The organism is Deltaproteobacteria bacterium (assembly GCA_016875395.1).
GTDB lineage: Bacteria > Myxococcota_A > UBA9160 > UBA9160 > UBA6930 > VGRF01.
Genome location: VGRF01000003.1, coordinates 148074 through 173377 on the forward strand (window position 1 = coordinate 148074; position 25304 = coordinate 173377).

Annotated in this window: 27 protein-coding genes and 1 pseudogene; 15 read left to right on the forward strand and 13 right to left on the reverse strand. The window is 69.6% G+C overall.

All coding sequences use genetic code 11. The features are described 5' to 3' along the window. Window positions 1–7 precede the first annotated feature (7 nt). Both FJ091_04090 and FJ091_04095 read right to left on the reverse strand, forming a co-directional pair. Window positions 8–913, reverse strand: a complete 906-nt coding sequence (locus FJ091_04090; GenBank protein ID MBM4382532.1) for a DUF642 domain-containing protein — start codon at window positions 911–913, stop codon at window positions 8–10. A gap of 53 nt (window positions 914–966) precedes the next feature. After that, window positions 967–1275, reverse strand: a complete 309-nt coding sequence (locus FJ091_04095) for a hypothetical protein (protein MBM4382533.1) — start codon at window positions 1273–1275, stop codon at window positions 967–969. 130 nt (window positions 1276–1405) lie between these two features. On the opposite strand from FJ091_04095, the gene FJ091_04100 reads away from it, so the two are divergent. From FJ091_04100 to FJ091_04110, 3 genes and pseudogenes are all read left to right on the forward strand, one after another. Beyond that, window positions 1406–1921, forward strand: coding sequence for an RNA polymerase subunit sigma-24 (locus FJ091_04100; protein ID MBM4382534.1), 516 nt, complete (start codon window positions 1406–1408; stop codon window positions 1919–1921). Next, window positions 1921–2817, forward strand: a pseudogene (locus tag FJ091_04105) (serine/threonine protein kinase). Before FJ091_04100 ends, FJ091_04105 begins: the two are co-directional and overlap by 1 nt. Before the next feature lie 133 nt (window positions 2818–2950). Further along, entirely contained in the window at window positions 2951–3334 is a 384-nt protein-coding gene (locus FJ091_04110) for a tetratricopeptide repeat protein (GenBank protein MBM4382535.1), read from the forward strand. Here FJ091_04110 and FJ091_04115 read toward each other — a convergent pair. From FJ091_04115 to FJ091_04145, 7 genes are all read right to left on the reverse strand, one after another. Further along, entirely contained in the window at window positions 3316–4782 is a 1467-nt protein-coding gene (locus FJ091_04115) for an MFS transporter (protein ID MBM4382536.1), read from the reverse strand. The two genes, FJ091_04110 and FJ091_04115, sit on opposite strands and share 19 nt — an antisense overlap. 37 nt (window positions 4783–4819) lie before the next feature. After that, window positions 4820–5902: a GGDEF domain-containing protein gene (locus tag FJ091_04120; protein MBM4382537.1), complete on the reverse strand. Its 1083-nt coding sequence runs from the start codon at window positions 5900–5902 to the stop codon at window positions 4820–4822. A 75-nt stretch (window positions 5903–5977) separates the two neighbouring features. Beyond that, entirely contained in the window at window positions 5978–6550 is a 573-nt protein-coding gene (locus tag FJ091_04125) for a pyridoxamine 5'-phosphate oxidase family protein (protein ID MBM4382538.1), read from the reverse strand. 19 nt (window positions 6551–6569) lie between these two features. Beyond that, complete coding sequence (locus FJ091_04130) at window positions 6570–6767, reverse strand: hypothetical protein (GenBank protein ID MBM4382539.1); 198 nt, start codon at window positions 6765–6767, stop codon at window positions 6570–6572. A 111-nt stretch (window positions 6768–6878) separates the two neighbouring features. Next, window positions 6879–7040 carry a hypothetical protein gene (locus FJ091_04135; GenBank protein ID MBM4382540.1) on the reverse strand — a complete coding sequence of 54 codons (162 nt, stop codon included), beginning with the start codon at window positions 7038–7040 and terminating at the stop codon, window positions 6879–6881. Between the two features lie 58 nt (window positions 7041–7098). After that, the gene (locus FJ091_04140) at window positions 7099–7647 is read right to left on the reverse strand and encodes a VOC family protein (protein MBM4382541.1); all 549 of its coding nucleotides are present in this window, start codon (window positions 7645–7647) and stop codon (window positions 7099–7101) included. After that, window positions 7644–8063, reverse strand: a complete 420-nt coding sequence (locus FJ091_04145; GenBank protein ID MBM4382542.1) for a cupin domain-containing protein — start codon at window positions 8061–8063, stop codon at window positions 7644–7646. The genes FJ091_04140 and FJ091_04145 overlap by 4 nt, the downstream gene beginning before the upstream one ends. Window positions 8064–8132: 69 nt before the next feature. Between FJ091_04145 and FJ091_04150 the strand changes: the two genes are divergently transcribed. Further along, window positions 8133–9017, forward strand: a complete 885-nt coding sequence (locus tag FJ091_04150; protein ID MBM4382543.1) for an SDR family NAD(P)-dependent oxidoreductase — start codon at window positions 8133–8135, stop codon at window positions 9015–9017. Between the two features lie 63 nt (window positions 9018–9080). On the opposite strand, the gene FJ091_04155 is transcribed toward FJ091_04150, so the two are convergent. After that, the gene (locus FJ091_04155) at window positions 9081–9374 is read right to left on the reverse strand and encodes a DUF1330 domain-containing protein (protein ID MBM4382544.1); all 294 of its coding nucleotides are present in this window, start codon (window positions 9372–9374) and stop codon (window positions 9081–9083) included. Between the two features lie 31 nt (window positions 9375–9405). After that, on the reverse strand, window positions 9406–11196 hold the full coding sequence (locus FJ091_04160; GenBank protein MBM4382545.1) for an NAD(P)/FAD-dependent oxidoreductase: 1791 nt from the start codon (window positions 11194–11196) through the stop codon (window positions 9406–9408). Window positions 11197–11366: 170 nt separating this feature from the next. Between FJ091_04160 and FJ091_04165 the strand changes: the two genes are divergently transcribed. The 7 genes from FJ091_04165 to FJ091_04195 all read left to right on the forward strand — a co-directional run bounded on the left by FJ091_04165 (window position 11367) and on the right by FJ091_04195 (window position 18485). Beyond that, on the forward strand, window positions 11367–12428 hold the full coding sequence (locus FJ091_04165) for an amidohydrolase (protein ID MBM4382546.1): 1062 nt from the start codon (window positions 11367–11369) through the stop codon (window positions 12426–12428). Beyond that, on the forward strand, window positions 12425–14938 hold the full coding sequence (locus tag FJ091_04170; GenBank protein MBM4382547.1) for a CoA transferase: 2514 nt from the start codon (window positions 12425–12427) through the stop codon (window positions 14936–14938). The genes FJ091_04165 and FJ091_04170 overlap by 4 nt, the downstream gene beginning before the upstream one ends. Before the next feature lie 142 nt (window positions 14939–15080). Beyond that, a complete protein-coding gene (locus tag FJ091_04175) occupies window positions 15081–15491 on the forward strand; it encodes an OB-fold domain-containing protein (protein ID MBM4382548.1) in 411 nt (136 codons plus the stop codon). Beyond that, window positions 15491–16654 carry a lipid-transfer protein gene (locus FJ091_04180; protein ID MBM4382549.1) on the forward strand — a complete coding sequence of 388 codons (1164 nt, stop codon included), beginning with the start codon at window positions 15491–15493 and terminating at the stop codon, window positions 16652–16654. The genes FJ091_04175 and FJ091_04180 overlap by 1 nt, the downstream gene beginning before the upstream one ends. Before the next feature lie 92 nt (window positions 16655–16746). Beyond that, window positions 16747–17568 (forward strand): tetratricopeptide repeat protein, encoded by an 822-nt coding sequence (locus tag FJ091_04185; protein MBM4382550.1) that lies wholly within the window; start codon window positions 16747–16749, stop codon window positions 17566–17568. 165 nt (window positions 17569–17733) lie between these two features. Then, a complete protein-coding gene (locus FJ091_04190; protein MBM4382551.1) occupies window positions 17734–17883 on the forward strand; it encodes a hypothetical protein in 150 nt (49 codons plus the stop codon). 143 nt (window positions 17884–18026) lie between these two features. Next, window positions 18027–18485, forward strand: coding sequence for a VOC family protein (locus FJ091_04195; protein MBM4382552.1), 459 nt, complete (start codon window positions 18027–18029; stop codon window positions 18483–18485). 4 nt (window positions 18486–18489) lie between these two features. Here the strand turns inward: FJ091_04195 and FJ091_04200 are convergent, their stop codons facing one another. Beyond that, on the reverse strand, window positions 18490–18876 hold the full coding sequence (locus FJ091_04200; GenBank protein MBM4382553.1) for a VanZ family protein: 387 nt from the start codon (window positions 18874–18876) through the stop codon (window positions 18490–18492). Between the two features lie 154 nt (window positions 18877–19030). Here FJ091_04200 and FJ091_04205 point away from each other — a divergent pair, with 154 nt between their 5' ends. The 3 genes from FJ091_04205 to FJ091_04215 all read left to right on the forward strand — a co-directional run bounded on the left by FJ091_04205 (window position 19031) and on the right by FJ091_04215 (window position 24013). Next, the gene (locus FJ091_04205; protein MBM4382554.1) at window positions 19031–19888 is read left to right on the forward strand and encodes a TIGR03619 family F420-dependent LLM class oxidoreductase; all 858 of its coding nucleotides are present in this window, start codon (window positions 19031–19033) and stop codon (window positions 19886–19888) included. 102 nt (window positions 19889–19990) lie between these two features. Further along, window positions 19991–22189, forward strand: a complete 2199-nt coding sequence (locus FJ091_04210) for a response regulator (GenBank protein ID MBM4382555.1) — start codon at window positions 19991–19993, stop codon at window positions 22187–22189. Between the two features lie 168 nt (window positions 22190–22357). After that, window positions 22358–24013 carry an NAD(P)/FAD-dependent oxidoreductase gene (locus tag FJ091_04215; GenBank protein MBM4382556.1) on the forward strand — a complete coding sequence of 552 codons (1656 nt, stop codon included), beginning with the start codon at window positions 22358–22360 and terminating at the stop codon, window positions 24011–24013. Between the two features lie 10 nt (window positions 24014–24023). Here FJ091_04215 and FJ091_04220 read toward each other — a convergent pair whose 3' ends face one another. Then, the gene (locus FJ091_04220) at window positions 24024–24656 is read right to left on the reverse strand and encodes a hypothetical protein (protein ID MBM4382557.1); all 633 of its coding nucleotides are present in this window, start codon (window positions 24654–24656) and stop codon (window positions 24024–24026) included. Between the two features lie 152 nt (window positions 24657–24808). On the opposite strand from FJ091_04220, the gene FJ091_04225 reads away from it, so the two are divergent. Next, window positions 24809–25216, forward strand: coding sequence for a nitroreductase family deazaflavin-dependent oxidoreductase (locus FJ091_04225; GenBank protein ID MBM4382558.1), 408 nt, complete (start codon window positions 24809–24811; stop codon window positions 25214–25216). Window positions 25217–25304: the final 88 nt, after the last annotated feature.

Below are 25304 nucleotides of genomic sequence, written 5' to 3' on the forward strand. Positions count from 1 at the left end.
GCGCTCGTCAGGGGCGGCGCGTCAACACCGCGCTGCGGATGTTCGAGCGAATCGGGTCTTCGCTCTGGGACTGCTCGATGCTGCCGTCGGCGAGCACGCGGCCGACGTAGCGGTACCAGCCCTGCTTCGCGTAGAGCGAGTACCACTCGCCAGTGATCGTGTCGTTCGCGAGCACGCCGCGAATTTCGTAGTGCGGCCCCGCTCCGGCGGGCGGCCAGGTGCACAGCATCCGCACGCTCACGCCGGTTTGAGTGAGACTGCAGCTGCCTTGGCGGAGGTATGCGTACTCGCCGCTCAGGTTTGGCGTGCGCGCCGCGGGCCCTGCGGCGGGCACGAGCGACACGTCGTCGAGACCACAGCTGTTGTCGGTGTCGCGATTCACGAACGCGATCGTCGTCGCCGCACTCGCTGCAGTGATCGGAACACGCACGGGTAGCCAGTGCTGCGCGCCGGGGACGTTGCCGCTGTTGCGGAACACGTCGGCCGGCTTGCCGTCGACGAACAGCTCGATCGCGCTCGTCTTCCCGAAGCCGCGGGCGACGACGTTGCCGACCGCGAAGCTCAGCTCGTAGCGAGCGCCCGGCTGCGTGCGAACCGTTTGCTGCACGCCGGTCGCCGTCCTGCTCAGACCTGTTAGGTCGAGACACTGCGCGCCGCTGCGCGCGTTGAAGGTCGTGGCGCCGTTCGCATATTGGCCGCTGATCGGCGCAACGTTTCCGCGAGCACCGATCACGTCCCAGCCCGGGAACGCCTGGCCCTGCGCGAAGAGTTGGTAGCGGCCCAGCGGGACGACGGGCTGCTCGAACCCGCCATTCGCGACCAGCAGGGCGGCGCGCGGTTGCAGCGCGCTGAGCTCGTTCGCGACCTGCTGCAGCTCGGCGCACGCCGAGACCGCGAGCGCGATCGAGGCCATGGCGACACCTCTCCAACCACTGCGCGAGTGCCACATGCCTCGGGCCCGCGCGCTCACGCGGCTGCTCCGGCGTGCTCGGCCCACGCCTCTTCGACGACTTCCAGGTTGCGCACGCCCCGGCGGCGCATCCACCAGCCGAAAATCAGCAGCGGGATTCCGATCGGTGCGAGCAGGATCAGCACGGTGCAGAGAGCGCCCATCACCATCACGTACGTGCCGGCGAGCTTCGGGAATTTCGCTGCGGTCACGAGCTTCATGCGCTGCGTGTGCAGCACATCGGGGTCGCGCGTTCCGATCGACTTCAGGAATCCGATCGCCGACTGCTTGTCGAGCCGCAGCAGTGGGCTCCGTTCGATTTCCATGTTTGCCTCCCGGCCGCTCTGCGCCGGCGTGGCGCGGGTTCTCGGCCTTCATTGCGCATTGCGCGAAGGCCCCCGCGAATCCGTCATCGGCTGGCGGATTTTTTTGCGCCCGCGTGAGAAGCTGGGCGAAATGCCGGACGCCGACGTGAACGCGCTGTTCGACCTCACCTACGCCGAGCTGCGGCGGCTCGCGGCCAGCGTCCGCGGCGGGGACGCCAACGCCACGCTCAGCGCCACCGGGCTCGTGAACGAGGCGTGGCTGAAGCTCGCGGGCGCGCCGCCGCGCGGTGTGGAGAGTGCGCTGCACTTCAAGCGAATCGCGGCACGGGCGATGCGGCAGGTGCTGGTCGAGTCGGCGCGCAGGCGGCACGCCGAGAAGCGCGGCGGCGACGTCGCGTTCGTGACGCTCGACGCCGAGGCAGAGTCGGTGGCAGCGAGCGCGGGCGATCTGCTCGCACTCGACGCTGCGCTGGCCGAGCTCGCGAGCGTGAGTCCGCGTCAAGCGGAGATGATCGAGCTGCGCTTCTTCGGCGGGCTCGGCGCGGCGGAGACTGCGCAAGCCCTCGGCGTCTCCGAGGCGACGCTGCTGCGGGATTGGCGCGCGGCACGCGCGTGGCTCGCGGCGACGCTGCGCGGCGACGCGTGATGGACGCGCAGCGCTGGGAGCGTGCGCAGCGACTCTTTCTCGCGGCGTCCGAGCTGCCCGCCGCGGAGCGCGACGCGTGGGTCGACTCGCACGCGGGCGGCGATCTCGCACTCGCTCGCGAAGTGCTCGCGATGCTGCGCGCGGACGCCGACGCCGCGCTCGTCGACGCGCCCCTCGCGCGCGTCGCGGGCTCACTGCTGGATGCGCCGCTCCCGACCGTCGCGTTCGGGCCCTACCGCGTGACGCGAGTGCTCGGCGAAGGCGGCATGGGAGTCGTCTACCTGGGCGAGCGCGCCGACCTAGGCAGCGTCGCAGCGATCAAGGTGTTGCGGGACGCGTGGCTCTCTCCCGCGCGGCGCGAGCGCTTCCTCGCCGAGCAGCGAACGCTCGCGCAGCTCGTGCATCCCGCCATCGCGCAGCTGCACGACGCCGACACGCTCGCCGACGGCACGCCGTGGTTCGCGCTCGAGTTCGTAGACGGCGTCCCGATCACCGAGTACTGCCGCGCGCGCGGTACCACGCTGGACGGCCGCCTCGAGCTGTTCGCCGCGGTCTGCGCCGCCGTCCAGCACGCTCACGCTCACGCGGTGATTCACCGCGACATCAAGCCCTCGAACATTCTCGTGACGCACGCCGGCGCGGTGAAGCTGCTCGACTTCGGGATCGCGAAGCACCTCGAGAGCCTCGCGGAGCCGGCAGATCAGACGCGCACGGGCCTGCGCCTGATGACGCCCGCCTATGCCGCGCCCGAACAGATTCCCGGCGAGCGCGTCGGCATTCACATCGATGTCTACTCGCTGGGCGTGGTCCTCTACGAGCTGCTCACCGAGCACACACCGTTCGATCTCACAGGCATGACGCCCGCCGAGGTCGCTTCCGCCGTCGCGGAACGCGAGCCCGAGCGCCCGTCGCTCTCCGCCGCTCGCGCGGAGAGTCGCAGCGCGGTGAGGCGCGTGCGCGGCGCGAGCATCGCGTGGAGCGATCTCGACGTGCTGTGCCTCACGGCCATGCACAAGGAGCCCGCGCGCCATGGTCGCGATCTACCGCAAGGCGTATCCCGAAGGGCACTACCTCGTGGGCGTCGCAGTCTCGAACGTGGGCAGCGTGTTCATGCGCTCCGAGCGTCACGCCGAGGGCGAACCCTACTTCCGCGAGGCCCTCGCGATCTTCGAGGCGACGCTTCCCGCCGATCACCTGAACATCGGAATCGCGCGCATCAAGCTCGGGCGCACGTTGTTACGGCAGGGCAAGACCGCCGAGGCCGCGCGCGAGACGCTCGCCGGGCACGACATCCTCGCGAAGCAGCAGGAGCCCTCGGTGAGCTGGCTCGAGTCGGCCCGCGGAGATCTCGTGGAGGCGTACACGAAGCTCGGCGAGCCCGCGCTCGCCGCGCGCTATCGAGGCCCGCCCTGAGCGCGGCGCCTTGCGGCCAGCGCGCGCTGAATCTCCCCAAACCGCTCGCGCGAGATCTCGAAGCGGGCGAGGAACACGAGGCTCACCAGGAAGAACAGCATCATGCCGGGGCCCTGGAGCAGGCCGAGGCGCATGATCACGTCTGCGGGCACCGAGCCGACGGCCGCGTTGGCGGCGCCTTCGGGGAAGCCGATCGCCTGCAGCAACACGCCGCCCAGGAAGTTGCCGACGCCCGAGACGGCCTTGTTCATGAACGCGATCGCCGACACGAAGATGCCTTCCTGGCGTAGGCCCGTCTGGAGCTCGCTCTCGTCGACGACGTCCATGATCATCGACGAGTAGAGAATGCCGAGCTGGATCGCGGCGAAGACCATCAGGCCGGCGTGCGCCATCACGGCAACGAGCAGCGCAGTCGTGCCGTTCTCCGGCATCCAGCCGAGCAGCCGCAGCACGATCGCGAGCGGGCCGAACAGCACGGCGAAGGTCGCGAGCGCGATGGCGGTGCGGCGCTTGTCGAAGCGCGCACTGATCGGGCGCGCGGCGAGCACGCCCCCGAGCACGGGCACGATCGCGAGCCCCGACATCAGCGCGAGCTGATCGCTGCGGAACTCCCAGAAATACGTGTTCATGTAGGTGCCGAACACTTCCTGGACGCCGAGCGCGCTCGCCGAGAACAGCGCGGCCACGAGCACCATGCGGTACGAGCGATTCCCGAGCGCATTGCGCACTTCCGATGCGAAGCGCCGCGGTGAGAAGAGCGGGCCGGAGCTCGCGGACTGGCGCAGCGTGGGAATGAGCGAGTGCGTGCCGGCAGACGAGGCGAGAATCGCGAACGCGGCGAGGACGGCGCAGTAGAGCCCGAGCGCGGGGTAGTTATCAGGGTCGAGGCGGCCGGTGATGCCTTCGCCCGTGTCGGCGAGGAACACGCGCCAGCCCATCAGGCTCACCGAGATCGCCCCGAGCCAGCCCAGCATCCAGCGGAAGGACACGAGGCTCGTGCGCTCGTCGTAGTGCGCGGTGATCTCGGGCCCGAGCGCGCTGCTCGGCACCATGTAGAAGGTGAGGAAGAGGCGGACGCCGACGGAGAACGCCGCCATCCACGCGAACAGGCCCGCGGTGCCGAGGCCCTGGGGCGGCGCCATCAACAGGTAGAAGCACACGCCCATGGGCAGCGCGGCGAAGTACATGAAGGGGTGACGCCGTCCCCAACGCGAGCGGAAGTTGTCGGAGATCGAGCCCATCAGCGGGTCGGTCACCGCGTCGACGACCATCGCGACGAGGATCGCGGCGCCGGCCCAGCCTGCGGGTAGGCCGAGCACCGCGCTGTAGTAGAGCATCAGGAACGAGTTGAAGACGGAGTTCTTGGCTCCGTCCGCGATGGAGCCGGCGCCGTAGGCGAGCTTGATGCGGAGCGGAACTTCGTGCGCGGGAGCTGCTGCAGCGGTCATCGTGCGCGCGACGCTATCGCGGCATCGCGCCCGCGCGTCAGGTCACTTCGACCGTTCCGCTCTCGCTCGCGCGGTGGATGCGCGCGCCGCCCGCGCGCTTCGCGGCGTACATCGCCTCGTCGGCGCGAACGAGCATCACTTCTTCCGAGCTCGCGTGCTGCGGGAACTCGACGAAGCCGATGCTCGCGCTCACCTGGAGCAGCGCCCCGCGCACCGGAAACGGCGCCTGGGCGGCTTCGAGCAGCTTGCGCGAGAAGATCTCGGCGCCCTTCGGGTCGTCGTACTCGCTGAGCAGCACGACGAACTCGTCGCCGCCGATGCGCGCCGCGACATCGACGCCGCGCGTGAGCCGGCGGATGCGACCCGCGAGCAGGCGCAACAGCTCGTCCCCGGCGTCGTGTCCGTGCCCGTCGTTGACGCTCTTCATGCCGTCGAGATCGAGGAACACGAGCGCGCCGCGGCGGCCGAAGCGCTGCGCGCGCCCGAGCGCGTGGCGCGCGCCGAGCTGGAGCTCGAGGCGATTGGCGAGGCCGGTGAGCGGATCGGTCGTCGCGAGGTGTTCGAGCTGCGCAGCCTTGCGGTCGTAGGCGCGGCGCAGCGAGACGGCGAGCGCGAGCGAGACCGCCAGCACACCCGACTCCGTGAGGATCGCGAGGCCGGGGCCAGGATCGATGCGGACCGCGGTCGGTACGAACTCGCTTGCGACCACCAAGGCGAGGCAAGGCGCCGCCCAGACCAGCGCGGCCTGCGCGCCGAGGAAGTGGGCCGTGCTGAGGAGAAGCAACGGCGCGTAGTACACGATGATCGAGCCCGGGTAGCCGCTGAGGATCACGGAGTAGAAGAGGCTCGCGACCGAGAGGAACGCGCCGAGGTGCATCGCCAGGCGGAAGCCGCGCCGACTCGGGTCGCCGATCCGGATCGCGAGCAGCAAGCAAGCGCAGGGAAGCACGTTCGCGAGCGCGATGCCGAAGGCGCCACCCATCAACGGGAGCGCGACGGAGATCAGCGCGCCGTGGGCAGCGAGAATCCAGAGCGGCTGGCGCACCCAGTCGCCATCGACCAGCGCGCGCCCGGGCTGCCGCTCGGCGCCTGCCCGCGGTCCTGTCGCCGTGTCCAACATCCGCGGGAGACATCGTCCCCCGCGCCGCGACGATTGAGCCCTCGTGAGTCCTGCGAGGCCTTCGCGGGAGGCGCCTCAGCCCCGCAGCCCGCGCCGCTTCAGCTCCGCCGCGAGCCGCTCGGTATCCGAGCTGAGCGGCGTCGCGAGCCGGCTCGGGTCGAGCGTGCCCGCGGTGTGCTGGAACATCTTGATCCCGTCGTAAGTGATGAACTTCTCGGGCGTCACCTCGAGCACGACGCGCAGCGGCGAGTCGAGCATCTTCGCGAACGCGTCCGCCGCGGCCTGCTCGCGGCGCAGGTGGAACGCGAACTCCGGGTAGAACCACGCCTTCGTCTCGCGGTCCTCGCGCACGCGGCAGCGGCCCTTGATCGTGATCGTCTTGCTGGGCCCGAGCTCGGTGCCGGTGCTGGTCACGCACACCGAGACCTGCGGGTTGCGCTGGATGGCGGCGATGCGGTGGCGGTGCGCGCCGGCCGTGAGCCACATCTTCCCGTTCTTCCAGTAACAACTCATGATCACGCCGATCGGCCAGCTGTCCTTCGTGCACCAGCTGAACACGCACTCGCGCGACGCACGCAGCAGCTTCTCCTGGTCCTCGGGATCGAGCCGGTAGATCGAGACTTGCTCGTAATTCTCCAAGTCGGACATGGCGTCACCTCCGGCGTGCCTAGTAGTTGGGGACGTAGATCTCGCAGGCGCCCTTGTCCGAGCCCGCGATCACGAGCATGCGCCCGAACGAGTGGTACTGGCCGATCATGAAGCCGAGCTCCGCGATCTCGGCATCGCTGAAGTGCCCGCGCAGCTCCGCGATGAACGCGGCGTCGATGGTGCGGAAGTCCGCGAACATCTTCTCCGCGTAGCGCACCGCGAGCGCCTCGCGCGGCGCGAGCGTGCGCTCGGCTTCGGGCAGGTGGATCTGCTCGATCGTCGCTTCATCGAGCCCTTGACGCGCCGCCGACGCGTACCGTGCGAAGCTTCAAGTGTCGCAGCCGTTCAGCGCGGCGATCTTCAGGCGCGCGATCTCCTTGATGCGCGCGGGCACCGCGCCTTCCTCGTGCGCCGGGCGAAAGAACTTCAGGTAGCGGCCGAGCAGCTCGGGCATCGCGGCTCCGAGATCCAACGGCTTCGCGTGTGTCATCACGTCTCCTTCGTGCGCGTGTCCGCGCGAAGCGGGCGACGCTATCGCGCCTCGCAGCTCACGCGCTGCGAATCACCGGCGCGCTGCTCGACCAGTCGATCTTGCGCACGGGGTCGGTCGCTCCGTCCCAGCCCTCCGCCGCAGTGCGAATGATCGCGAACAAGCCATCCATGCCCGCGGTGCGGGCCATCAGCTGAATCATCACGCCGGGCTGCTCCGTGGAATCGAGGTACGCGTGCGCGTCCCCGTACGCCTGGCGCAGCCGAAAGCTCCCGCTTGCCTCGAGCGCAGCGACTTTCGCGGCGACGTCGTCGCACCAGAACGCGAGGTGCTGGAGCCCGCCCTCGGGATGCGCCGCGAGGTACTCGGAGTAGATCGTGGGCGTCGTGCCGAGCGGCTGGATGACTTCGATCTGCTGGTCGCCCGAGTACGCGAAGGCGGCTTTGAGCTCCGTCTTCACGCGGGCGCCGTCGACGACGGCGTCCATGCCGCGCAGGTGCTCGAGGAAGAAGGGCCCGACGCCGCGCGCGAGCCAGTGGCGCATCGCGGCGTCGATGTCGGGAACCACGTACCCCTGCTGGACGATCGGGCCGAATCGCTTGCTCACGCGAGTCCCCCTTGACGGTCGGGCTCGGGAAACACGTAATGCACTTCGCCGAACGAGTCCGCGGCGAAGACATAGAGCAGTCGCAGCGGCTCGCGGCCCGTGTTGCGCGCGCCATGCCATTCGCCGCCGGGGATGAACACGCTCGTGCCCGCGCGCAGCGCGTGCTCTTCGCCCGCGATGTGCACGATGCCTTCGCCGGAGAGCACGTAGTAAGCCTCGCTCTGCGCGTGCCGGTGGGGATGGAACGGGCTCGGCTGTCCGGGGCCCAGATCGGTGACGCCGAGCGTCAGACCCGACGTCGGCGTGCGGTCGCCGCTCAGGAGCGTGCGCCACAGCACCTTGCCCCGGATCGGGTCGTCCCAGCCCTCGACTGGGCACTCTGCCTCGTGCACGACAACGCCTCGCACCCCGTCCATTTCCATTTCTCTCTCCTCTACTCGGTCGGCGACCGCGCTTGCGTAGCATGCACGCGCAGAGGAGCTCACGTGAGGAAGTTCGGAAAGTCGAGCACGGCGGAAGAAGTCACGGCGAGCGCGAACCTGCGCGGCAAGCTCGCGCTCGTGACGGGCGTCAGCTCCGGCATCGGCGCCGAGACGCTGCGCGTGCTGGCGCTGCGCGGCGCCACGGTGATCGGCACCGCGCGCACCGCCGAGAAGGCGCGCGAGGCCTGCGCGCCGCTCGGGGCGAGCGCGATCCCGCTCGCGTGCGAGCTCGAGAGCCAGGACTCGATCCGCGCCTGCGCGGCGGAGGTCGCGAAGCTCGGGCGTCCGCTCGATCTGCTGGTCGCGAACGCGGGCATCATGGCGCTGCCGAAGCTCGAGCAGGTGAACGGGATCGAGAAGCAGTTCGCGACGAATCACCTCGGCCACTTTCTGCTGACGAACCTGCTGCTCGCGCAAGTCGAGGCGGCGCCAGCCTCTCGCGTCGTCGTCGTGAGCAGCGCCGCGCACCTTCAGGCGCCGCGCGCGGGCATCGAGTTCGACAACCTGAGCGGCGTGCGGGGATACGCCGGCTGGCGCGCTTATGGGCAGTCGAAGCTCGCGAACGTGCTGTTCGCGAAGTCGCTCGCGCGCCGGCTCGGGCCGCAGCGCGCGGCCTACTCGCTCCACCCCGGCGTGATCCCGACGAACCTCGGCCGCCACATGAGCCCGCTCGTCACGCTCGCGATGGGGCTGTTCATGCGCCCCTTCGCCAAGACGATTCCGCAGGGCGCGGCGACGACTTGTTATGCCGCCGCGCACGCGAGCGCTGGACCGAGCGGCGCATATCTCTCGGACTGCGCCGTCGCGAAGGCGAACCCGCTCGCGAACGACGCGGCGCTCGCGGACCGGCTGTGGGAGACATCGGAGCGCCTCACTGGCCTCGCCTGAGGCGCGTCCGAAGGGGACCTCGTCGCCGAGCGCCCTGACTCCGAAGCACTTCAGCCAGACCGGCTAGCCCGCGTACCCCTCCGCGAACACGAGCCGCGTGCGCGCGGTTCGCTCGCGCAGGGCGATGAGCGGCGTGTACTCTGGCGACGCGTACCACGCGCGGGCGCGCGCGAGGCTCGGGAACTCGAGCACGATCAGGCGGCGCGGCGACCAGTCGCCCTCCTTCACCTCGGTCGCGCCGCCGCGCACGAGGTAGCGACCGCCGTACGCCGCAATCGTGGCGGGTACGCGCGCGCGGTACTCCTCGAAGCCAGTGGGGTCGGTGATCTCGACGTCGGCGATCACGAGAGCAGGCATGGGTCCCCTTCGTCGCGCGCGGCCCCGCAGCTCACGGCTGCAGCTCGAGGCCCTCGAGCTTTCCCGTCTCACGCCACTCGGCCATCAGCTTGAAGAAGGGCTCGGGGCCGAGGCCGTAGGAGCCGTTCTGCACGGCGATGCCTTCGACCTTGCCCTCGTTGTTGTAGTAGCCGGGCGTGCAGGCATCGAGGAAGTCGCGGCCGAAGCGCGAGAGGTCGATGATCGTCTGTACCCACGCGTCCTCGGCATCGCGCTTCGCCTCGAATGTGCGCGCACCGCGCCTCAGCGTTTCGCCGATCACGTAGGCGATGTGCTTGCTCTGGTCCTGGAGCAAGTGCGGATAGTTCGCGGTGAACGCGGACTGCTGCGCGCCCATGATCAGCATGTTCGGGAAGCCGTTCGTGTGCAGCCCGTGCAGCGTGCGCACGCCGCCCGCCCACTTCTCGCTGAGCGCGACGCCGCCGCGGCCGACCATGTCGTAGCCCGCGCGGCGCGTGTAGCCCGTGCCGACCTCGAAGCCGGTCGCGAACACGATGCAGTCGAGCTCGTACTCCACACCGTTCGCGACGATGCCCTTCTCGGTGATGCGCTCGACGCCCTTCCCGTTCGTGTCGACCAGCTTCACGTTGGGGCGATTGAACGCGGGCAGATAGTCGTCGTTGAACGTGGGGCGCTTGCAGAACTGCCGGTAGTACGGCTTCAGCGCCTCCGCGGTCGCCGGGTCCCTAACAAGCGTCTCCGCGCGCCTCCGGATCTGCTCCATCTTCTCGAAGTCCGCGAGCTCGAGCGTCTTGGTGGCGGCGTCGGGCGACGCGACCTTGCTGGGATCCTGCTGCGCCTGCACGAGCAGCTTGCGGATGATGTCGGTCCAGCCGTCGTTGACGAGATCCTCCGCCTGCCAGCCGCCCGAGACGAGGATGTTGAAGTTCTGCATGCGCTTCTGCTGCCAGCCGGCGGTCAGCGACTTCGCCCACTCCGGATCGGTCGGCTTGTTGCCGCGCACGTCCACCGAGCTCGGCGTGCGCTGGAACACGATCAGCTGCTTCGCGGCCGCGGCCAGGTGCGGCACGCACTGAATCGCGGTCGCGCCGGTGCCGATGATGCCGACGCGCTTGTCGCCGAGCTTCGTGAGGTTCCCGTCGGGCCCGCCGCCGGTGTAGTCGTAGTCCCAGCGGCTGGTGTGGAACGAGTGCCCATTGAACGTGCCGACGCCGGGAATGCCCGGCAGCTTCGGTCGATTGAGCGGCCCGTTCGACATCACCACGAACTGCGCCGTGATCTGGTCGCCGCGATTCGTCGAGACGAGCCAGCGCGCCTCGTCCTCCTGCCAGCGCAGCTCCGTCACTTCGGTCTGGAACAAGACGTCGCGGTAGAGGTCGTAATGCTTCGCGATCGCGCGCGCGTGCGCGAGGATCTCGGGCGCGAACGCGTACTTCTCCTTCGGCACGTAGCCGACTTCTTCGAGCAGCGGCAGATAGATGTACGACTCGATGTCGCACTGCGCGCCGGGGTAGCGGTTCCAGTACCAGGTGCCGCCGAAGTCGCCGCCCTTCTCGATCATGCGGAAGCCGTCGATGCCCGCCTCGCGCAGCCGCGCCGCCGCCATCTGCCCGCCGAAGCCGCCGCCAATGACGACGATCGGCACTTCGTCCGCGACCGGCTCACGCACGATCGGGTCGACATACGGGTCGTCGAGGTACTTCGCGAATTCGCCCGCCACTTCGACGTACTGCGCGTTGCCGTCTACGCGCAGGCGCTTGTCGCGCTCAGCGCGGTACTTCGCGCGGAGAGAGTCGGCGTCGAAGTTGCTGGGGTCGCTCATCGCGGTGCTCCTGTCGTGCTGCCGAGCGCGAGGCTTCGGCGCGGGCTGTGAGAGCGGGAGTTTGCCGCAGCCGACTGGCTCCGCGCTTCCGGCAGTCCGTGCGCAGGTCCCTGTGGTTGCTCGAAACGCACGCCCGATCCAGCATCGCCGTCCTCGCGAAGGAGCCTGCCATGCCCCGCCGCCTGTTCTCCGCCGACTCGCACTGCGTGATCCAGGGCGACGCCGTGAAGAAGAATCTCGCCGCGAAGTTCCACGCCGACTGGGACGCGGGCATGGCGAAGTACGACGCGCTGCGCGCGCAGCAGATGGCGGGCGGCAAGCTCGAGCTCGAGGACTTCGTCGACCTCGAGGCGGCGCGGCACCCGGGCTACTTCGACTCGCGCGCGCGGCTCGCGGCGATGGACGCGGATGGCGTCGAATGTGAGGTGATGTACTCGGAGTTCGACTTCACCTCGAAGGTCTATCAGGTGGGCGCGAGCTGGAGAGAGTGCGCGACCGCCTATAACAACACGTTGAACCAGTTCGCGCAGGCGGACCCGAAGCGCATCCTGATCACGTACCAGCTGCCGCTGATCGACATCGAGTACGCCGTGAGCGAGATCCACCGCCTCGCCGCGCTCGGCGCGCGTTCGATCCAGATCCCGAACTTCCCGAGCGAAGTCGGTATGCCCGACTACCACGACGCGCGCTACGAGCCGCTCTGGAGCGCGTTCGAGGAGACGGGCGTCGTGGTGGCGAACCATCTCACGCTGAAGGACGGCCTCTGGGACGTGTTCCGCCGCGATCCGACGCCGCAGAAGGGCATCTTCACCGCGCAGCCTGGCTTCGCGATCGCCGAGACGCTGTGCTGGTACATCCTCACGGGCGTGCTCGAGCGGCACCCGGGACTGCGCGTCGTATTCGTCGAGCCGGGCCTGTTCTGGTTGCCCGGCTTCATTCGATACCTCGACTCGCGCATGCACCATCACTACGTGTTCCCCGGCGTGAAGGAGCTGCCGAGCACGTACTTCCGGCGCCAGATGGCGGTGACGTTCGTGCACGAGCCCGAGGGCGTGGAGCAGCGGCACGCGATCGGTATCGACAACGTGCTCTGGTCGACCGACTTCCCGCACCCCGTCTGCAACTGGCCGAACGCCGGCGCGAAGATCGAGAAACAATTCGCGGGCGTGCCCGAGAGCGAAGTGCACGCGATCACTTGGGCGAACGGCGCGCGGATGTACGGCATCGCATGACGAGCGGCGCTCCGGCACTCGACGGCCTGCGCGTGCTCGATCTCTCGTGGGGCATCGCGGGCCCGATGACGGGCATGCTGCTCGCGGACTCGGGCGCCCACGTGACGAAGATCGAGCCGCGCGGCGGCGACCCGTTCCGCGCGCAGCTCGGCTACCGCGTGTGGCAGCGCGGCAAGCGCAGCGCGGTGCTCGATCTGAAGAGCGCGGCGGATCGCGAGGCGTTTCTCGCGCTCGCGAAGCACGCGGACGTGGTGCTCGAGAGCTTCGCGCCGGGCACGACGGCGAAGCTCGGCATCGACTACGCGACGCTCGCCGTTGCGAATCCGCGCCTCGTCTACTGCTCGATCACCGCCTACGGCCGTAACAACAAGCACTCCGCGCGGCCCGGCTACGACTCGCTCGTGGCGGCGCGCACGGGCCTGCACTTCGAGCAGCGCGGCTGGCCCGATGGCGCGCTGAACCACATGGCGCGGCGGCCGGATCCGTTCGCGCACATCGACTTCGACTACGCGCAGGTACAAGGCCCCGCGCGCGAGGGCCCGGTGTTCCCCGCCTCGTTCTACCCGAGCCTCGGCGCGTTCTTCGCCGCGACGCTCGGCATTCACGCCGCGCTCCGCGCGCGCGAGATCACCGGGCGCGGCCAGTGGGTGGAGACTTCGCTGCTGCAGGGCGCGCTCGCCTGTGCAAGCGGCGTGTGGCAACGCGCGGAGCGCGTCGATGCGAAGGACTTCGACTCGTGGATTCTCGGCGCGCGCTCGCCGAAGGGGCACTTCGAGTGCGCGGATGGGCGCTGGATCCACAACTGGGTGCCGAACCCGCGCTTCCTGCTCTCCGCGTCCGCGGGCGATGCGCTGAATGCGACGCCGGAGCTCGCCGCGAAGAACGACCCGGATCGCTTCGGCACCGCGCCCGGCGAGCTCGTGGTGATGCAGCACTACCAGCCGCTGCTCGCCGAAGCCGCGAGGAAGTTCCCTGCTGACGGCTGGGTGCGCGCGGCGGCTGCGGCGAACATGACGATTCAGCCCGTGCGCTCGCCCGAGGAAGCGCTCGCGGATCCGCTCTTCCTCGCCGATGGCTGTGTCGTTACGGCCCTCGACGCGGAGCTCGGCGCGATCCGCCAAGTCGGCAGCACGATTCGGCTCGCGAAGAATCCGCAGCGCATCGGCGCGCCCGCCGCGCGCGTGGGCGAGCACTCCGCGGCGGTGAGGGAGGAAGCGGCGGCGCTCGCGCTGAAGCCCGCGCGCGAGGCGACGCCGGGGCGCAAGCTGCGCGCGCCGCTCGAGGGCATCACGGTGCTCGACCTCGGCCTCGCGATCGCGGGCCCGTTCGGCACGCAGCTGCTCAGCGACCTCGGCGCGAACGTGATCAAGATCAACGCGCTCTACGACATCTACTGGCACGCGAACCACATCGCGTACATGGCGAACCGCGGCAAGCGCAGCATCGCGCTCGATTTGAAGGAGCCGCGCGCGATGAAGGTGCTGCACGAGCTGGTCGCGCGCGCCGACGTGGTGCAGCACAACATGCGCTACGACGCGGCGCAGCGGATCGGCGTCGACTACGAGAGCTTGCGCCGCGTGAATCCGCGCCTCGTCTACTGCCACACGCGCGGCTTCGAGAATGGCCCGCGCGCGAGCCTGCCCGGCAACGACCAAACGGGGGGCTGCCTGGCCGGCACACAGTACGAAGACGGCGGCATGGCGCGCGGCGGGAAGCCGCTGTGGAGCTTCTGCTCGCTCGGCGATACCGGCAACGGCTTCCTCTCCGCGATCGCGATGATCCAGGCATTGATGCAGCGCGATCGCAGCGGCGAAGGCCAGTTCTGCGACACCTCGATCGTGTACGCGCAGCTGCTGAACACGAGCTACGCGGTGGCGCGCGCGGACGGCAGCGGCTTCGTGCGCCCGCACACCGACGCGACGCAGACGGGATTCAGCGCGACGAATCGCTTCTACGAGACGCAGCGCGGCTGGCTGTGCGTGCTCGCGCCGGGCGACGCCGCGTTCGCGCGCATGTGCGCCGCGCTCGGCGCGCCCGAGCTCGCGCGCGACGCACGCTTCGCGAGCGAAGCCGCGCGCGCGAAGCACGACGCGGAGCTCGCGCAGTCGCTAGGCGCGCTACTCGCGCAGCGCAGCGCGCAGGGGGCGTTCGCCGCGCTCGACGCCGCGGGCGTGCCGTGCGAGATCTGCGACCCCGAGTTCGCGCTGGGGCTCCACGACGATGCAGAGCTGAGGCAGCGCGGCTGGACCGCGAGCTACGAGCACCCGTTCGTCGGCAAGCTCGATCAGGTCGGCCTGCTGTGCGACCTCAGCGACACGCCCGGCCGCGTGCAGGGCCCGCCGCTGATCGTCGGCCAGCACAGCCGCGAGATTCTGCGCGAGCTCGGCTACGCGCCGGCCGACATCGACGCGCTGTGCGCCAGCTGCGTGCTCGACTGGGAGCCCGGCAAGCCGCATCGCGTCGTGATCCCGAGCAAGTGGCTGCCGAAGCCCGCGGCGAAGAGCGAATGAGGCGCGCACCTGGGACGTACCTGCACATCGACGCGCACTGGGGACGTACGTGCACTCCGGAGCGCGCGTGGCGGTGCACGTACGTCCCCTGTGCGCGAAATGGTGCACGTACGTCCCCGGTGCGCGCGCGAGCTTCCACGCGATGACCGCCGCGGCGCGCCCCGACCCCATCGTCACCGCGGACAACGCGTTCTTCTGGGAGGCGTGCGCGCGCGGCGAGCTCGTGGCGCAGCGCTGCGGGGCGTGCGGCGCGTTCGCGCATCCGCCGCGACCGATGTGCCCGCGCTGTCACAGCACGCAGCGCGAGGTCGCGCGCCTGTCGGGGCGCGGTGAGGTGTGGAGCTGGATCGTGCCGCGGCATCCCGCGCCGATCGGCTTCGCGGAGGCTCCGGTCGTCGCGCTGATCGCGCTCGACGAGGGCGTGCGGCTCGTGTCGAACGTGGTCGGCGTCGCGCCCGAAGCGATGCGCAACGGGCTGCGTGTCGAGGTCGCGTTCGAGGCGACCGCGGGCGGCAAGGCAGTGCCGGTGTTTCGCGCGATGGGGCGAGGGTGATGTTCGGCGCCGGGCGCGCAGTCGCGATCGCGGGGATCGGGCAGACGACGTACGCGCGCCGCGATGAGCGCAGCGAGTCGCTGCTCGCAGCCGAGGCGACTCTCGCGGCGCTGCGCGACGCGGGAGTCGCACCCGCGGACGTGGATGGCATGATCACCTACACGCTCGATCCCGTGGACGAGATCGGCATGTGCCGCGCGCTCGGCGTGCGCGATCTCGCTCTAACGAGCCGCGTGCCCGGCGGCGGCGCAGGCGCGCTCGGCACGATCCATCAGGCCGCCGCCGCAGTCGCGGCGGGCGCGTGCGAGACGGTGCTCGTGTGGCGCGCGATCAATCAAGGCGCCGCGTATCGCTACGGCCAGCCGCAGGCCGGCGGGATGTTTCAGCCGGGCAGCGGCACCAGCTCGCTGCTGTGGTGCATGCCGTTCGGCGCACAGGCGCCCGCGACCTGGGCCGCGCTCGCGATCCAGCGGTACATGCACGAGTTCGGCGTGACGAGCCGCGACTTCGGCCGCATCGCCGTGCTCCACCGCAAACACGCTGCGACGAACCCCGCCGCGATCTTCCACGGCAAGCCGATCACGCTCGACGAGCACCAGGCTTCGCGCTGGATCGTGGAGCCCGTGCTGCGCCTGCTCGACTGCTGTCAGGAGAACGCCGGCGCGGCAGCCGCAGTCATCACGACGCTCGAGCGCGCGCGCGATCTGCGGCAGCGGCCCGTGCAGATTCTCGCCGCCGCGCAGTCGATCCCCGCCGAGGCCGAGGTGATCTCGAACTACTACCACGCGGACCTGACCACCATGCCCGAGGCAATGGGCGTGGCGAAACGGCTGTGGGCGCAGAGCGGCCTCGCACCGCGCGACATGCACGCCGCGCTGCTCTACGACGCGTTCACGCCCAACGTGATGAAGCAGCTCGAGGCGTTCGGCTTCTGCGAGCACGGCGAGGCGAAGGGCTTCGTGGCGGACGGACACTGCGAGTTATCAGGCTCGATCCCCACGAATACGCACGGCGGCCACAGCGGCGAGGCCTACATCCACGGCATGAACCTCGTGACCGAGGGTGTGCGCCAGCTGCGCGGCACGGCGGCGAATCAGGTCGCGGGCGCGCAGCTCGTGCTCGTCTCGTCGGGGATGGCCGGCGCGATCCTGGCGAAGGCGTGAGACATTTCGGCCCGGCCGAAATGACTCACGCGCACCCTCGCCTGCCCCGCGCACGGGACTAGCATCGGCCTCGCTCTCCGGGAGGACTCGCGATGCCTCGGCCGGCCCGCTTCTCCGTGCTCGCTGCGGCCGCAGCGCTCGCCGGCTGCGCAGCGGTTCCCGTCACGCCGGATGCGCGCGCAGCTGCGGGCGATCTCGTCGCGATCCCCGCGCCCGACGGGCTCTCGCTGCAAGAAGCGGGCATCGCGACGCTCGATGCGCGCATGCGGCGCTTCGTCGCGACCGAGCTCACGGCGACGAGTGACTCCGCGCGCCTCGAGCAGCTCATCGGCGCGGTGATCCGAAGTCCCACGTTTCACATCGATTACGGCGATCAGACGCGCACGGCGCTCGAAACCTTCGAGACGCTGCGCGGCAATTGCCTCGCGTTCACGAACCTGTTCGTCGCGCTCGCGCGCGAGGCGGGCCTCGAGGTCGCGTACCAAGAAGTCGACGTGCCACCCACGTGGTCGCTGCGCGGCGACACCCTCGTCGTGAGCCGCCACATCAACGCGATCGCGACCGTGAACGGCCAGCCGGACTACGTGGTGGACTTCAACATGCCCGAGTTCCGCGCCGCCTATCCGCGGCGTGCGATCTCCGATGCGCGCGCGGCGGCGCACTACTACAGCAACCTCGGCGTGGAGCAGATGCAGGCGGGCGAGCCCGAGGTTGCCCTCGCGTACCTCCGGAAATCGCTCGCGATGGACCGCACGCTGCCGCAGGCGTGGATCAACCTCGGCGTGTGGCACCGCCGCCGCGGCGACTTCGCGCGCGCGGAAGCGAGCTACGTCGAAGCGCTGCGCCTCGCCCCGCGCGACTACGTGGCGATGAACAACCTCGCGAGCTTGCACGCGCAGGCGCAGAGGCCCTAGCTCGCGCGTACCTTCGCGGATCGCATCAAGCAGCACCGCGCGCGCAACCCCTACTTCAAGTACGCCCAGGCGGAGACCGCCTTCCGCCGCGGCGAGTTCCGGCTCGCGCGGCGCCGGCTGCTCGAGGCCATTCGCGCCAACGACATCGACGCCACGTTTTTCACCTTGTTAGGGAAGACGCAGCGCCAGCTCGGGGATCTCGACTCCGCGAGTAAATCGTTCGCGCGGGCGCTCGAGATTTCCGACGACCCGACGCTGCGCACCGCGCTTCGCCGCAAGCTCGAGCTGCTGGACGACGCCAAGGGCGGCCTCTGAGCGTCGCGGGCCGCGGCGGCGCGCCGGCTGCCGGCGAGGTCCGCCGCGATCGATGAGCTGCGGCGCTGCGCGGGCGCAGCGGATCGCGAGCAGCGCGAAGGCCGCGGCGGCGCTGTAGCTTCGCGCGCCCCTCGGAGGCGCAAATGATTCTCGGTCTGCACCACGCCGCGCTCGCCGTGCCCAGCATGCAGCGCGCGCTCGACTTCTACTGCGGCGTGCTCGGCTTTCGCGTGACGATGGAGGCGGAGCTGCCGCCGGGCTACGCGCCGATGAACGAAGCCTTCGGCGTGGCGAATGCGGCGTGCAAGGTGCGCATGATCCGCAAGGGCGGCTCGTGCATCGAGCTGTTCGAGTTCGCCGACGCGGAGGCGGGCGACGCGAAGCGCCCGGTCAACCGCGTCGGGATCACGCACATCGCACTCGTCACCGACGACTACCTCGCCGACTATGACCACCTCGCGAAGCACGGCGTCGCCTTCAACGCCCCGCCCTTCGGCGCCGCGCCGCAGCGCTTTGCGTACGGCCGCGACCCGTTCGGCAACGTGATCGAGCTGCTCGAGCACGCACCCGGCGACGCGAGCGCGCTGAGATTCGAGGACTGACGACTCAGCCTCGCGCGGCGAGGAGGCGCTCGACGCCGCGCATCCACGAGCCGCGCGTGAGGCGCACGATCGCGAGCGCGAGCACGACGCCCACTACGTTCGCGACGGCGTCAGCGACTTCGCCCGAGCGACCAGCGCTGCCGAAGTGCTGAAGGAGCTCGCAGCCGATGCCGAACGCGAAGAGCACCGCGCCTGCGCCGAGGTGATGCGCGCGCACGACGAGGCCTGAGAACCACGTCGTGAGCACGCCGTAGCCGAGCGCGTGCTCGGCTTTGTCGGAGAGGGAGATGCCTGGCAGGCCCTGCGAGGGGATGAGGCTGAGCCACAGCACGCCCGCGACGAGCAGCACGCCCCCGCTCCACCAAAGCCACTTCCAGCGCAGCTGCTCCACGTCGAGGCACCCCTTCGCACGATCGCGACTTCTTCGGAACACGCACGCGCTTGTTGGTTCCAGCATCGCGGCGCACCCTCGCGCGGACTCGACGAACGTCCGGAGTGTTGGCGATCTCGCCAGCCCATGACGACCGAGTCCGGAGGCTCCACTCGTGAAGCTCGGCGTCTTCTCCTTCAACACGGAGTACACCGTGCGCGCCGACAAGCTCGCGCGTGCAGTGGAAGAGCGCGGCCTCGAGTCGTTCTGGCTGCCGGAGCACACGCACATCCCGGCGCCACCGGACGGCGTGGTGAAGATGGTCGATGGCCGCGAGCTGCCGCGCGAGTACCGCCACATGGCGGACCCGTTCCTCGGTCTCGCGGCCGCGGCCGCGGCGACGACGAAGCTCGTGCTCGGCACGGCGATCTGCCTCGTGAACCAGCACCACCCGATCTCGCTGGCGAAGCGCGTGGCCACGCTCGATCACCTCAGCGACGGCTGCTTCATCTTCGGCGTCGGCGCGGGCTGGAACGTGGCGGAGATGAACCACCACGGCATCGCGTTCGAGGACCGCTGGCGCCAGCTCAGCGAGCGACTCGATGCCCTGAAAGTGCTCTGGCGTGACGAGCGCGCGCGCTTCGAGGGCGAGTTCGTGCGCTTCGGCGACACCTGGCTCTACCCGAAGCCGCTCCAGCGCCCGCATCCGCCGATCTTGTTAGGGACGCTCGACACGCCGTTCGGCCGCGGCCTCGTCGCGAAGCACGCGGATGCGTGGATGCCGATCGCGCTCAACCTCGAGTACACGAAGAAGAGCCTCGCCGACGTGCGCGAGCGCATGGAGCGAGCGGGGCGCGATCCCGCGAAGCTCGGCATCTCGATGCTGTTCCTCGCCGAGCGAGAGCAGAGTGCAGCCACGCTCGCGCAGGCGCGCGCGATGGGAGAGGAGCGTGCGATCCTGCGGCTCCCCGCCGCGGGCGAGAGCGAGGTGTTGCAAGCGCTGGATCGCTGCGCGCGAATCGGCGTAACGTAGAAGCAGGTGTAAGCTCCCGGTTGGGCGCTCTCTTGCGTACGCAAGGGGTCGACGGTGCCTGATCGAGGCAGCACGGGCGATGACGGATTTTAGACGGAGCTGTTGCCGGCCCGGTCGCTGACGCGCGTGCTGTACCTGATCACCGGGATTTGCACCGCGATGGCGCTCGCCTCGCCGTTCCTGACGAAGCAGCCGCTGCCCTTGATCGCGATTTACGGCGCAGTCGCCGCGTCGTGTATCGCGGCGCATCGCCTTGCGAGAGCGGGTCACCCCGGCCGGGCCGCCGCGGGATTCGTCGTCGTCGGCTGGCTCGCGCAGACGGTCTCCGTGTTCCTGCTGGGCGGCGTCTCCAGCCCCAGCTTCTCCGCTTCCGTTTCGCTCGTGTTACTGGCGGGGTTGATCTGGAACGAGCGAGCGGCGTTGGCATTCGGAGCTTTGAGTGTCGGAGCCGCAACGGTCTTCGCCTTCCTACCCCCCGCGTGGCTTCCAAGTCCGCTCGTCGAGCCGGCGCGGTGGCGGTTCTTGGCGGCGCTGCTCGCTCAGATCGTCGTCGTCCTGCTGTCGCTGCGGCTCGCGACCACGAGCGTTCGGCGCAATCTGGCGCGCGCGCAGGAGAGCTCTCAGGTCGCGCGCGAGGCCACGCGGGCGGCCGAGCGACGTGTACGCCAGCAGACGGCGATCGCGCGCCTGGGCACGTTCGCCCTCGCGAGCCGCGACTCCGGCGCGCTGCTCGACGAGTTCGTGAACGAAGTTTCGCGCACGCTCGGCGCGGAGCTCGTGAAGGTGCTCGAGCTCTCGGACGACGGAGGGCATCTCCTGTTGCGAGCGGGCTTGGGTTGGGACGCGGGCTTGGTCGGGCAGGCGCGTGTTCCCGTCGGCAAGGATTCGCAGGCCGGCTTCACCCTCGCGTCGCAGATCCCCGTGTTGGTGAGCGACTTGAGCACGGAGCAGCGCTTCAGTGGGCCGGAGCTGCTCACGAACCATGGTGTGCGGAGCGGCGTGAGCGTCGTGATTCGCGTCGAGGGCAGGACCTACGGGATCCTCGCCGCTCACAGCCGGCAGCCCGACGCCTTCCGCGACGAAGACGCATTGTTCCTGCAAACCGCCGCGAACCTGCTGTCGACGGCCTTGGGCCGCGAACGACTGGAAGCGAACCTCGCGCGTCAGGGCCGTCTCGAGGCGCTCGGCAGGCTCGCGGGCGGCGTTGCGCACGACTTCAACAATCTGCTGACCGTGATCCTCGGCTACGCGGATGCGCTGGGTCAACGCGGCACGCGAATCGATCCCGCGCTCGCGGCGAAGGAGATTCGCGGCGCTGCGGAGCGCGCGGCCGGTTTGACGCGCGATCTGCTCGCGTTCGCGCGGCAAGTGCCGGGGTTGCCGATCACACTCGACCTGAACGAAATCGTCGCGCGCAGCCTCCGCTTGCTCGAGCGGCTCGTCGGGGAAGACATCCGGCTTCGGACCCAGTTCGCGGCCGAGCCCTGCCTCGTGCGCGCGGACGCAGGCCAGATCGAGCGCGTGCTGGTCAATCTCGTCATCAACGCGCGAGACGCTCAGCCGGACGGCGGGGAGATCGCGATCGCGACACGGCGCTGCACGGAAGGGGCGCGCGCCAGCGTGAGGCTGATCGTTACGGATCGCGGCTCCGGGATGGCGCCCCACGTGCTGGCGCATGCGTTCGAGCCATTCTTCACGACGAAAGGCGGCGGAGCGGGCAGCGGGCTCGGGCTCGCGACGGTCTACGGAGTCGTTCAACAACTCGGCGGCGAGGTCTCTGCCACCAGCGAGCTCGGTGCCGGAACCCAGATCACGATCGACCTGCCGTTGGCGACGGAGGCGCGACGAGAGCTCGAAGGCGACGCACCCGCGGAGGCGAGCGCCGTGCGCGCTGGGACCGGCGAGACGGTCTTGGCGGTCGAGGACGATGCCGAGCTGCGCGTCCTGCTCGTCGAGTCGCTCGAGCGAGCGGGGTACGTGGTGCTCGCCGCGGCAGACGGACTCGCCGCGATCTCCCTCATCGAGAGTCATCCCGGCCCGATCGACGCGCTGATCACCGACATCGTGATGCCCGGAGCGAGCGGCTTCGACGTCGCCGCGCGAGTGCGCGAGCGGCGACCGAACGCGCGCGTCCTCTACATGTCCGGGTACGTCGGACACGACGGCTCGCTCGCCGAGGTCGAGCGGCCCGATGTCACGTTCGTCGCAAACCCGTTCCGCATGCGCGATCTCACGGCCGCCTTGGGCAAGACGCTTGCGCGCGGAGCTCCGGTCTCAGCTTCGCCAGCTCGCGGCGTGTGAGCTCACCTCAGGGCGCGAGGAAGCCGCCGTCGACCGGCAGCGTCCCCCCCCGCGCGATGACGTCCGCCCTCTACGCCCTCCGCGAGCGAGGCGGCATGCTGCCGCGTGCGAGGCGATGCGGGGAACGGTGCGTTGCAACTAACGTCGCGCGTCCATCGGGGAGTCGAGATGAGCAGCACTTCGGCAGCGCCGCGCGACGCTGGCGCGCGCTTCGACGTGATCGTCGTGGGCGCGGGCTTCGCGGGCATGTACCTCCTCTACCGCCTGCGGCAGATGGGCCTAACAGCTCGCGTGTACGAAGCCGGCACGAGCGTGGGCGGAACTTGGTATTGGAACCGCTACCCCGGCGCGCGCTGCGACGCCGAGAGCCTCGCCTACTCCTACTCGTTCTCGCGCGAGCTCGAGCAGGAGTGGGAGTGGACCGAGCGCTACGCGACGCAGCCCGAGATCCTGAAGTACGCCGAGCACGTGGCCGAGCGTTTCGACCTGAAGCGCGACATGCGCTTCGAGACGCGCGTCACCAGAGCGAGCTTCGACGACGCGCGCGCCGAGTGGAGCGTCGAGACCGATCGCGGCGATCGCGCGATCGCGAAGTTCTGCGTGATGGCGACGGGCTGCCTGTCGGTCCCGCAGGAGCCGAACATCCCGGGCCTGCGCGACTTCTCGCGCGAGATGCACTGGGCGAGCCGCTGGCCCCATCACGAGGTGCGCTACGAGAACAAGCGCGTCGGCGTGATCGGCACCGGCTCCTCCGCGATCCAGGCGATTCCGGTGATCGCCGAGACCGCGGGCCACCTCACCGTCTTCCAGCGCACGCCGAACTTCAGCGTGCCCGCGGTGAACGCGCCGCTCGACCCGGAGTTCGCGCGCGCCTTCAAGCGCAACTATCCGCAGCACCGCCAGAACTACCGGCTCGGCCTGAGCGGCGGCTTCGGCGACCTCACGATCGAGCCGCAGCCCACCGTGCCCGCGTTCGAGACGTCGGTGGGCAAGAGCGAGGCCGAGCTGCGCGCCGCCTTGGAGCGGAGCTGGCGGAGCGGCGGCGCGCGCTTCTGCGGGACGATCCTCGACACGCTCGCGAACGAAGACACGAACCGCTTCGTCGCGAGCTACGTGCACGAGAAGATCCGCTCGATTGTTAGGGACCCGGCCACCGCGGAAGCGCTCTGCCCGACCTCGCACCCGATCGGCACGAAGCGCATCTGCGTCGATATCGGTTACTTCGAGACGTACAACCGCCCGAACGTGAAGCTCGTCGACATCGCGAAGCACCCGATCGAGCGCATCACCGCGACGGGCATCCAGATCCAGGGCGGCGAATTCCACGAGCTCGACATGCTGGTGATGGCGACCGGCTTCGACGCGATGACCGGCGCGCTCGCACGCATCGACATCCGCGGCGCGGGCGGCGCGAAGCTCAGCGACGCGTGGGCGGCGGGCCCGAAGACTTACCTCGGCATCGGCAGCGTGGGCTTCCCGAATCTGTTCATGATCACCGGCCCAGGCAGCCCCTCGGTGCTCAGCAACATGCTCGTCTCGATCGAGCAGCACGTGGACTGGACGCTCGCCTGCATCGACTGGATGCGGCAGCGCGGCTTCGCGCGCATCGAGGCGAAGCCCGAGGCGCAGGAGCAGTGGGTCGCGCACGTGAACGAAGTCGCGAACGGGACGCTCATGCCGAGAGCCGCGAGCTGGTACATGGGCGCGAACATCCCCGGCAAGCCGCGCGTGTTCATGCCCTACGCCGCGGGGGTCGGCGTCTACCGCGAGATCTGCGATCGCGTGGCAAAGAATGGGTACGAGGGGTTTGCGTTCGGGGGCTGAGAGAGGGCGATTACGGCTTGGGGACCTTCGTCAGGCTCATCGCGACGGGTCCGCCTTTGCCGAGGATCGACACGCTCCCGCTCCTGGTGCTCTTCAAACCCAGCGATGCGCCAGCCGTGAGGAACCCGACGATCCCCGACGCTTTCCCGGAGATCTCGAAAGAGCTCTTCTTCTTCTCCGATGCCACGAAGGCGAACTCCGACGCGACGTAGACCTCCGTCACGATCCTCCACTCCTTGAAGTTGAACTTCGGGAGCCTTTGCACGGCCTCGAGGACTTCGGCGAGGTTCTCGATGTGCGCGCCCTGCAGAACCGGGGTCTTGAGCACGTACTCGAACTCGCCGCCGAACTCGTACCTCACGCTCGCGTCGGCGGCGAGATCGAGCGCCGCGCTGCTCGGCAGCTCGGCGCCGGCCTGGAAGATTCGCTCTTTCGTTCCGCTCGATACGAAGTCGAGCGACATGTCCTGGAACGGCTCCGGGTCGAAGCCGACGCCGAGCCTCGCGAGCTTCGTCATCTGTTGGAAGCCATCTCCTTTCGGTCGCAGCACGTCACCGAGGTCGAATGCGGTGCCGGGCAGGTAGACCGCCCGCGCGCCGAGCTTGCTCTTCATCTGCTTGCTGAGTCGCTCCTCCACCGACATCGAGTCCCTCCTTTCCGTGGGTGACCCAGAGACTTGCGCAGCCTCGGTCGCTATGGAAATGAACGAGTTCACAGCTCTCGACCGGACGAATCATGGAGGCCTCCACGATGCGCGCCCACCTCCTATGGGGGATCGCCTTGGCTCTGACTGGCATGGGAGCCGTCGCCCTCGTGCGCGGCCCTGCCGAGCTCGCGAACGCGCCGGTGCGCTGGATTCTGCGTTCGCCGCTGCACGGCGTGTTCAGCTCGCAGGTCCTTCTGCTCGAGCTGACTTCTCGCGACAGCCGGAAGCCCTACGTGATTCCGGTGAACTATGTCGAGCGCGGTGACGCGCTGCTGGTCGGCAGCGACTTCGATTGGTGGCGCGATCTCGAGGTAGAGCCGCGCGTGCGCGTCGAGCTCCGTAACAGCCTGCCTCGCACGGTGAGCGCGCGCATCGTGCGAGATGCCGCCGAGGCTGACGCGGGCTGGCGCGCGCTACGGCCGAGCTCCTGGGAGAGCGCGGTCGCGAGAGGCGCGGTGCTGATCGAGATCGCGCTCGAAGAAGCACCTGCCCCGTGAATGCGATCGTGCGCGGATCCACGGGAGTGATCAGCTCCGGCGCGCTGCGCGAGTCGCTGCTCGTCCGATCTCGCTAGCGTGGCCGCTC

Bases quoted from the DNA above. Each gene is read 5' to 3' on its own strand.
- FJ091_04090 (MBM4382532.1), bottom strand. From the start codon at position 913: ATGGCCTCGATCGCGCTCGCGGTCTCGGCGTGCGCCGAGCTGCAGCAG.
- FJ091_04095 (MBM4382533.1), bottom strand. From the start codon at position 1,275: ATGGAAATCGAACGGAGCCCACTGCTGCGGCTCGACAAGCAGTCGGCG.
- FJ091_04100 (MBM4382534.1), top strand. From the start codon at position 1,406: ATGCCGGACGCCGACGTGAACGCGCTGTTCGACCTCACCTACGCCGAG.
- FJ091_04110 (MBM4382535.1), top strand. From the start codon at position 2,951: ATGGTCGCGATCTACCGCAAGGCGTATCCCGAAGGGCACTACCTCGTG.
- FJ091_04115 (MBM4382536.1), bottom strand. From the start codon at position 4,782: ATGACCGCTGCAGCAGCTCCCGCGCACGAAGTTCCGCTCCGCATCAAG.
- FJ091_04120 (MBM4382537.1), bottom strand. From the start codon at position 5,902: ATGTTGGACACGGCGACAGGACCGCGGGCAGGCGCCGAGCGGCAGCCC.
- FJ091_04125 (MBM4382538.1), bottom strand. From the start codon at position 6,550: ATGTCCGACTTGGAGAATTACGAGCAAGTCTCGATCTACCGGCTCGAT.
- FJ091_04135 (MBM4382540.1), bottom strand. From the start codon at position 7,040: ATGACACACGCGAAGCCGTTGGATCTCGGAGCCGCGATGCCCGAGCTG.
- FJ091_04145 (MBM4382542.1), bottom strand. From the start codon at position 8,063: ATGGACGGGGTGCGAGGCGTTGTCGTGCACGAGGCAGAGTGCCCAGTC.
- FJ091_04155 (MBM4382544.1), bottom strand. From the start codon at position 9,374: ATGCCTGCTCTCGTGATCGCCGACGTCGAGATCACCGACCCCACTGGC.
- FJ091_04160 (MBM4382545.1), bottom strand. From the start codon at position 11,196: ATGAGCGACCCCAGCAACTTCGACGCCGACTCTCTCCGCGCGAAGTAC.
- FJ091_04165 (MBM4382546.1), top strand. From the start codon at position 11,367: ATGCCCCGCCGCCTGTTCTCCGCCGACTCGCACTGCGTGATCCAGGGC.
- FJ091_04170 (MBM4382547.1), top strand. From the start codon at position 12,425: ATGACGAGCGGCGCTCCGGCACTCGACGGCCTGCGCGTGCTCGATCTC.
- FJ091_04175 (MBM4382548.1), top strand. From the start codon at position 15,081: ATGACCGCCGCGGCGCGCCCCGACCCCATCGTCACCGCGGACAACGCG.
- FJ091_04180 (MBM4382549.1), top strand. From the start codon at position 15,491: ATGTTCGGCGCCGGGCGCGCAGTCGCGATCGCGGGGATCGGGCAGACG.
- FJ091_04185 (MBM4382550.1), top strand. From the start codon at position 16,747: ATGCCTCGGCCGGCCCGCTTCTCCGTGCTCGCTGCGGCCGCAGCGCTC.
- FJ091_04195 (MBM4382552.1), top strand. From the start codon at position 18,027: ATGATTCTCGGTCTGCACCACGCCGCGCTCGCCGTGCCCAGCATGCAG.
- FJ091_04215 (MBM4382556.1), top strand. From the start codon at position 22,358: ATGAGCAGCACTTCGGCAGCGCCGCGCGACGCTGGCGCGCGCTTCGAC.
- FJ091_04220 (MBM4382557.1), bottom strand. From the start codon at position 24,656: ATGTCGGTGGAGGAGCGACTCAGCAAGCAGATGAAGAGCAAGCTCGGC.
- FJ091_04225 (MBM4382558.1), top strand. From the start codon at position 24,809: ATGGGAGCCGTCGCCCTCGTGCGCGGCCCTGCCGAGCTCGCGAACGCG.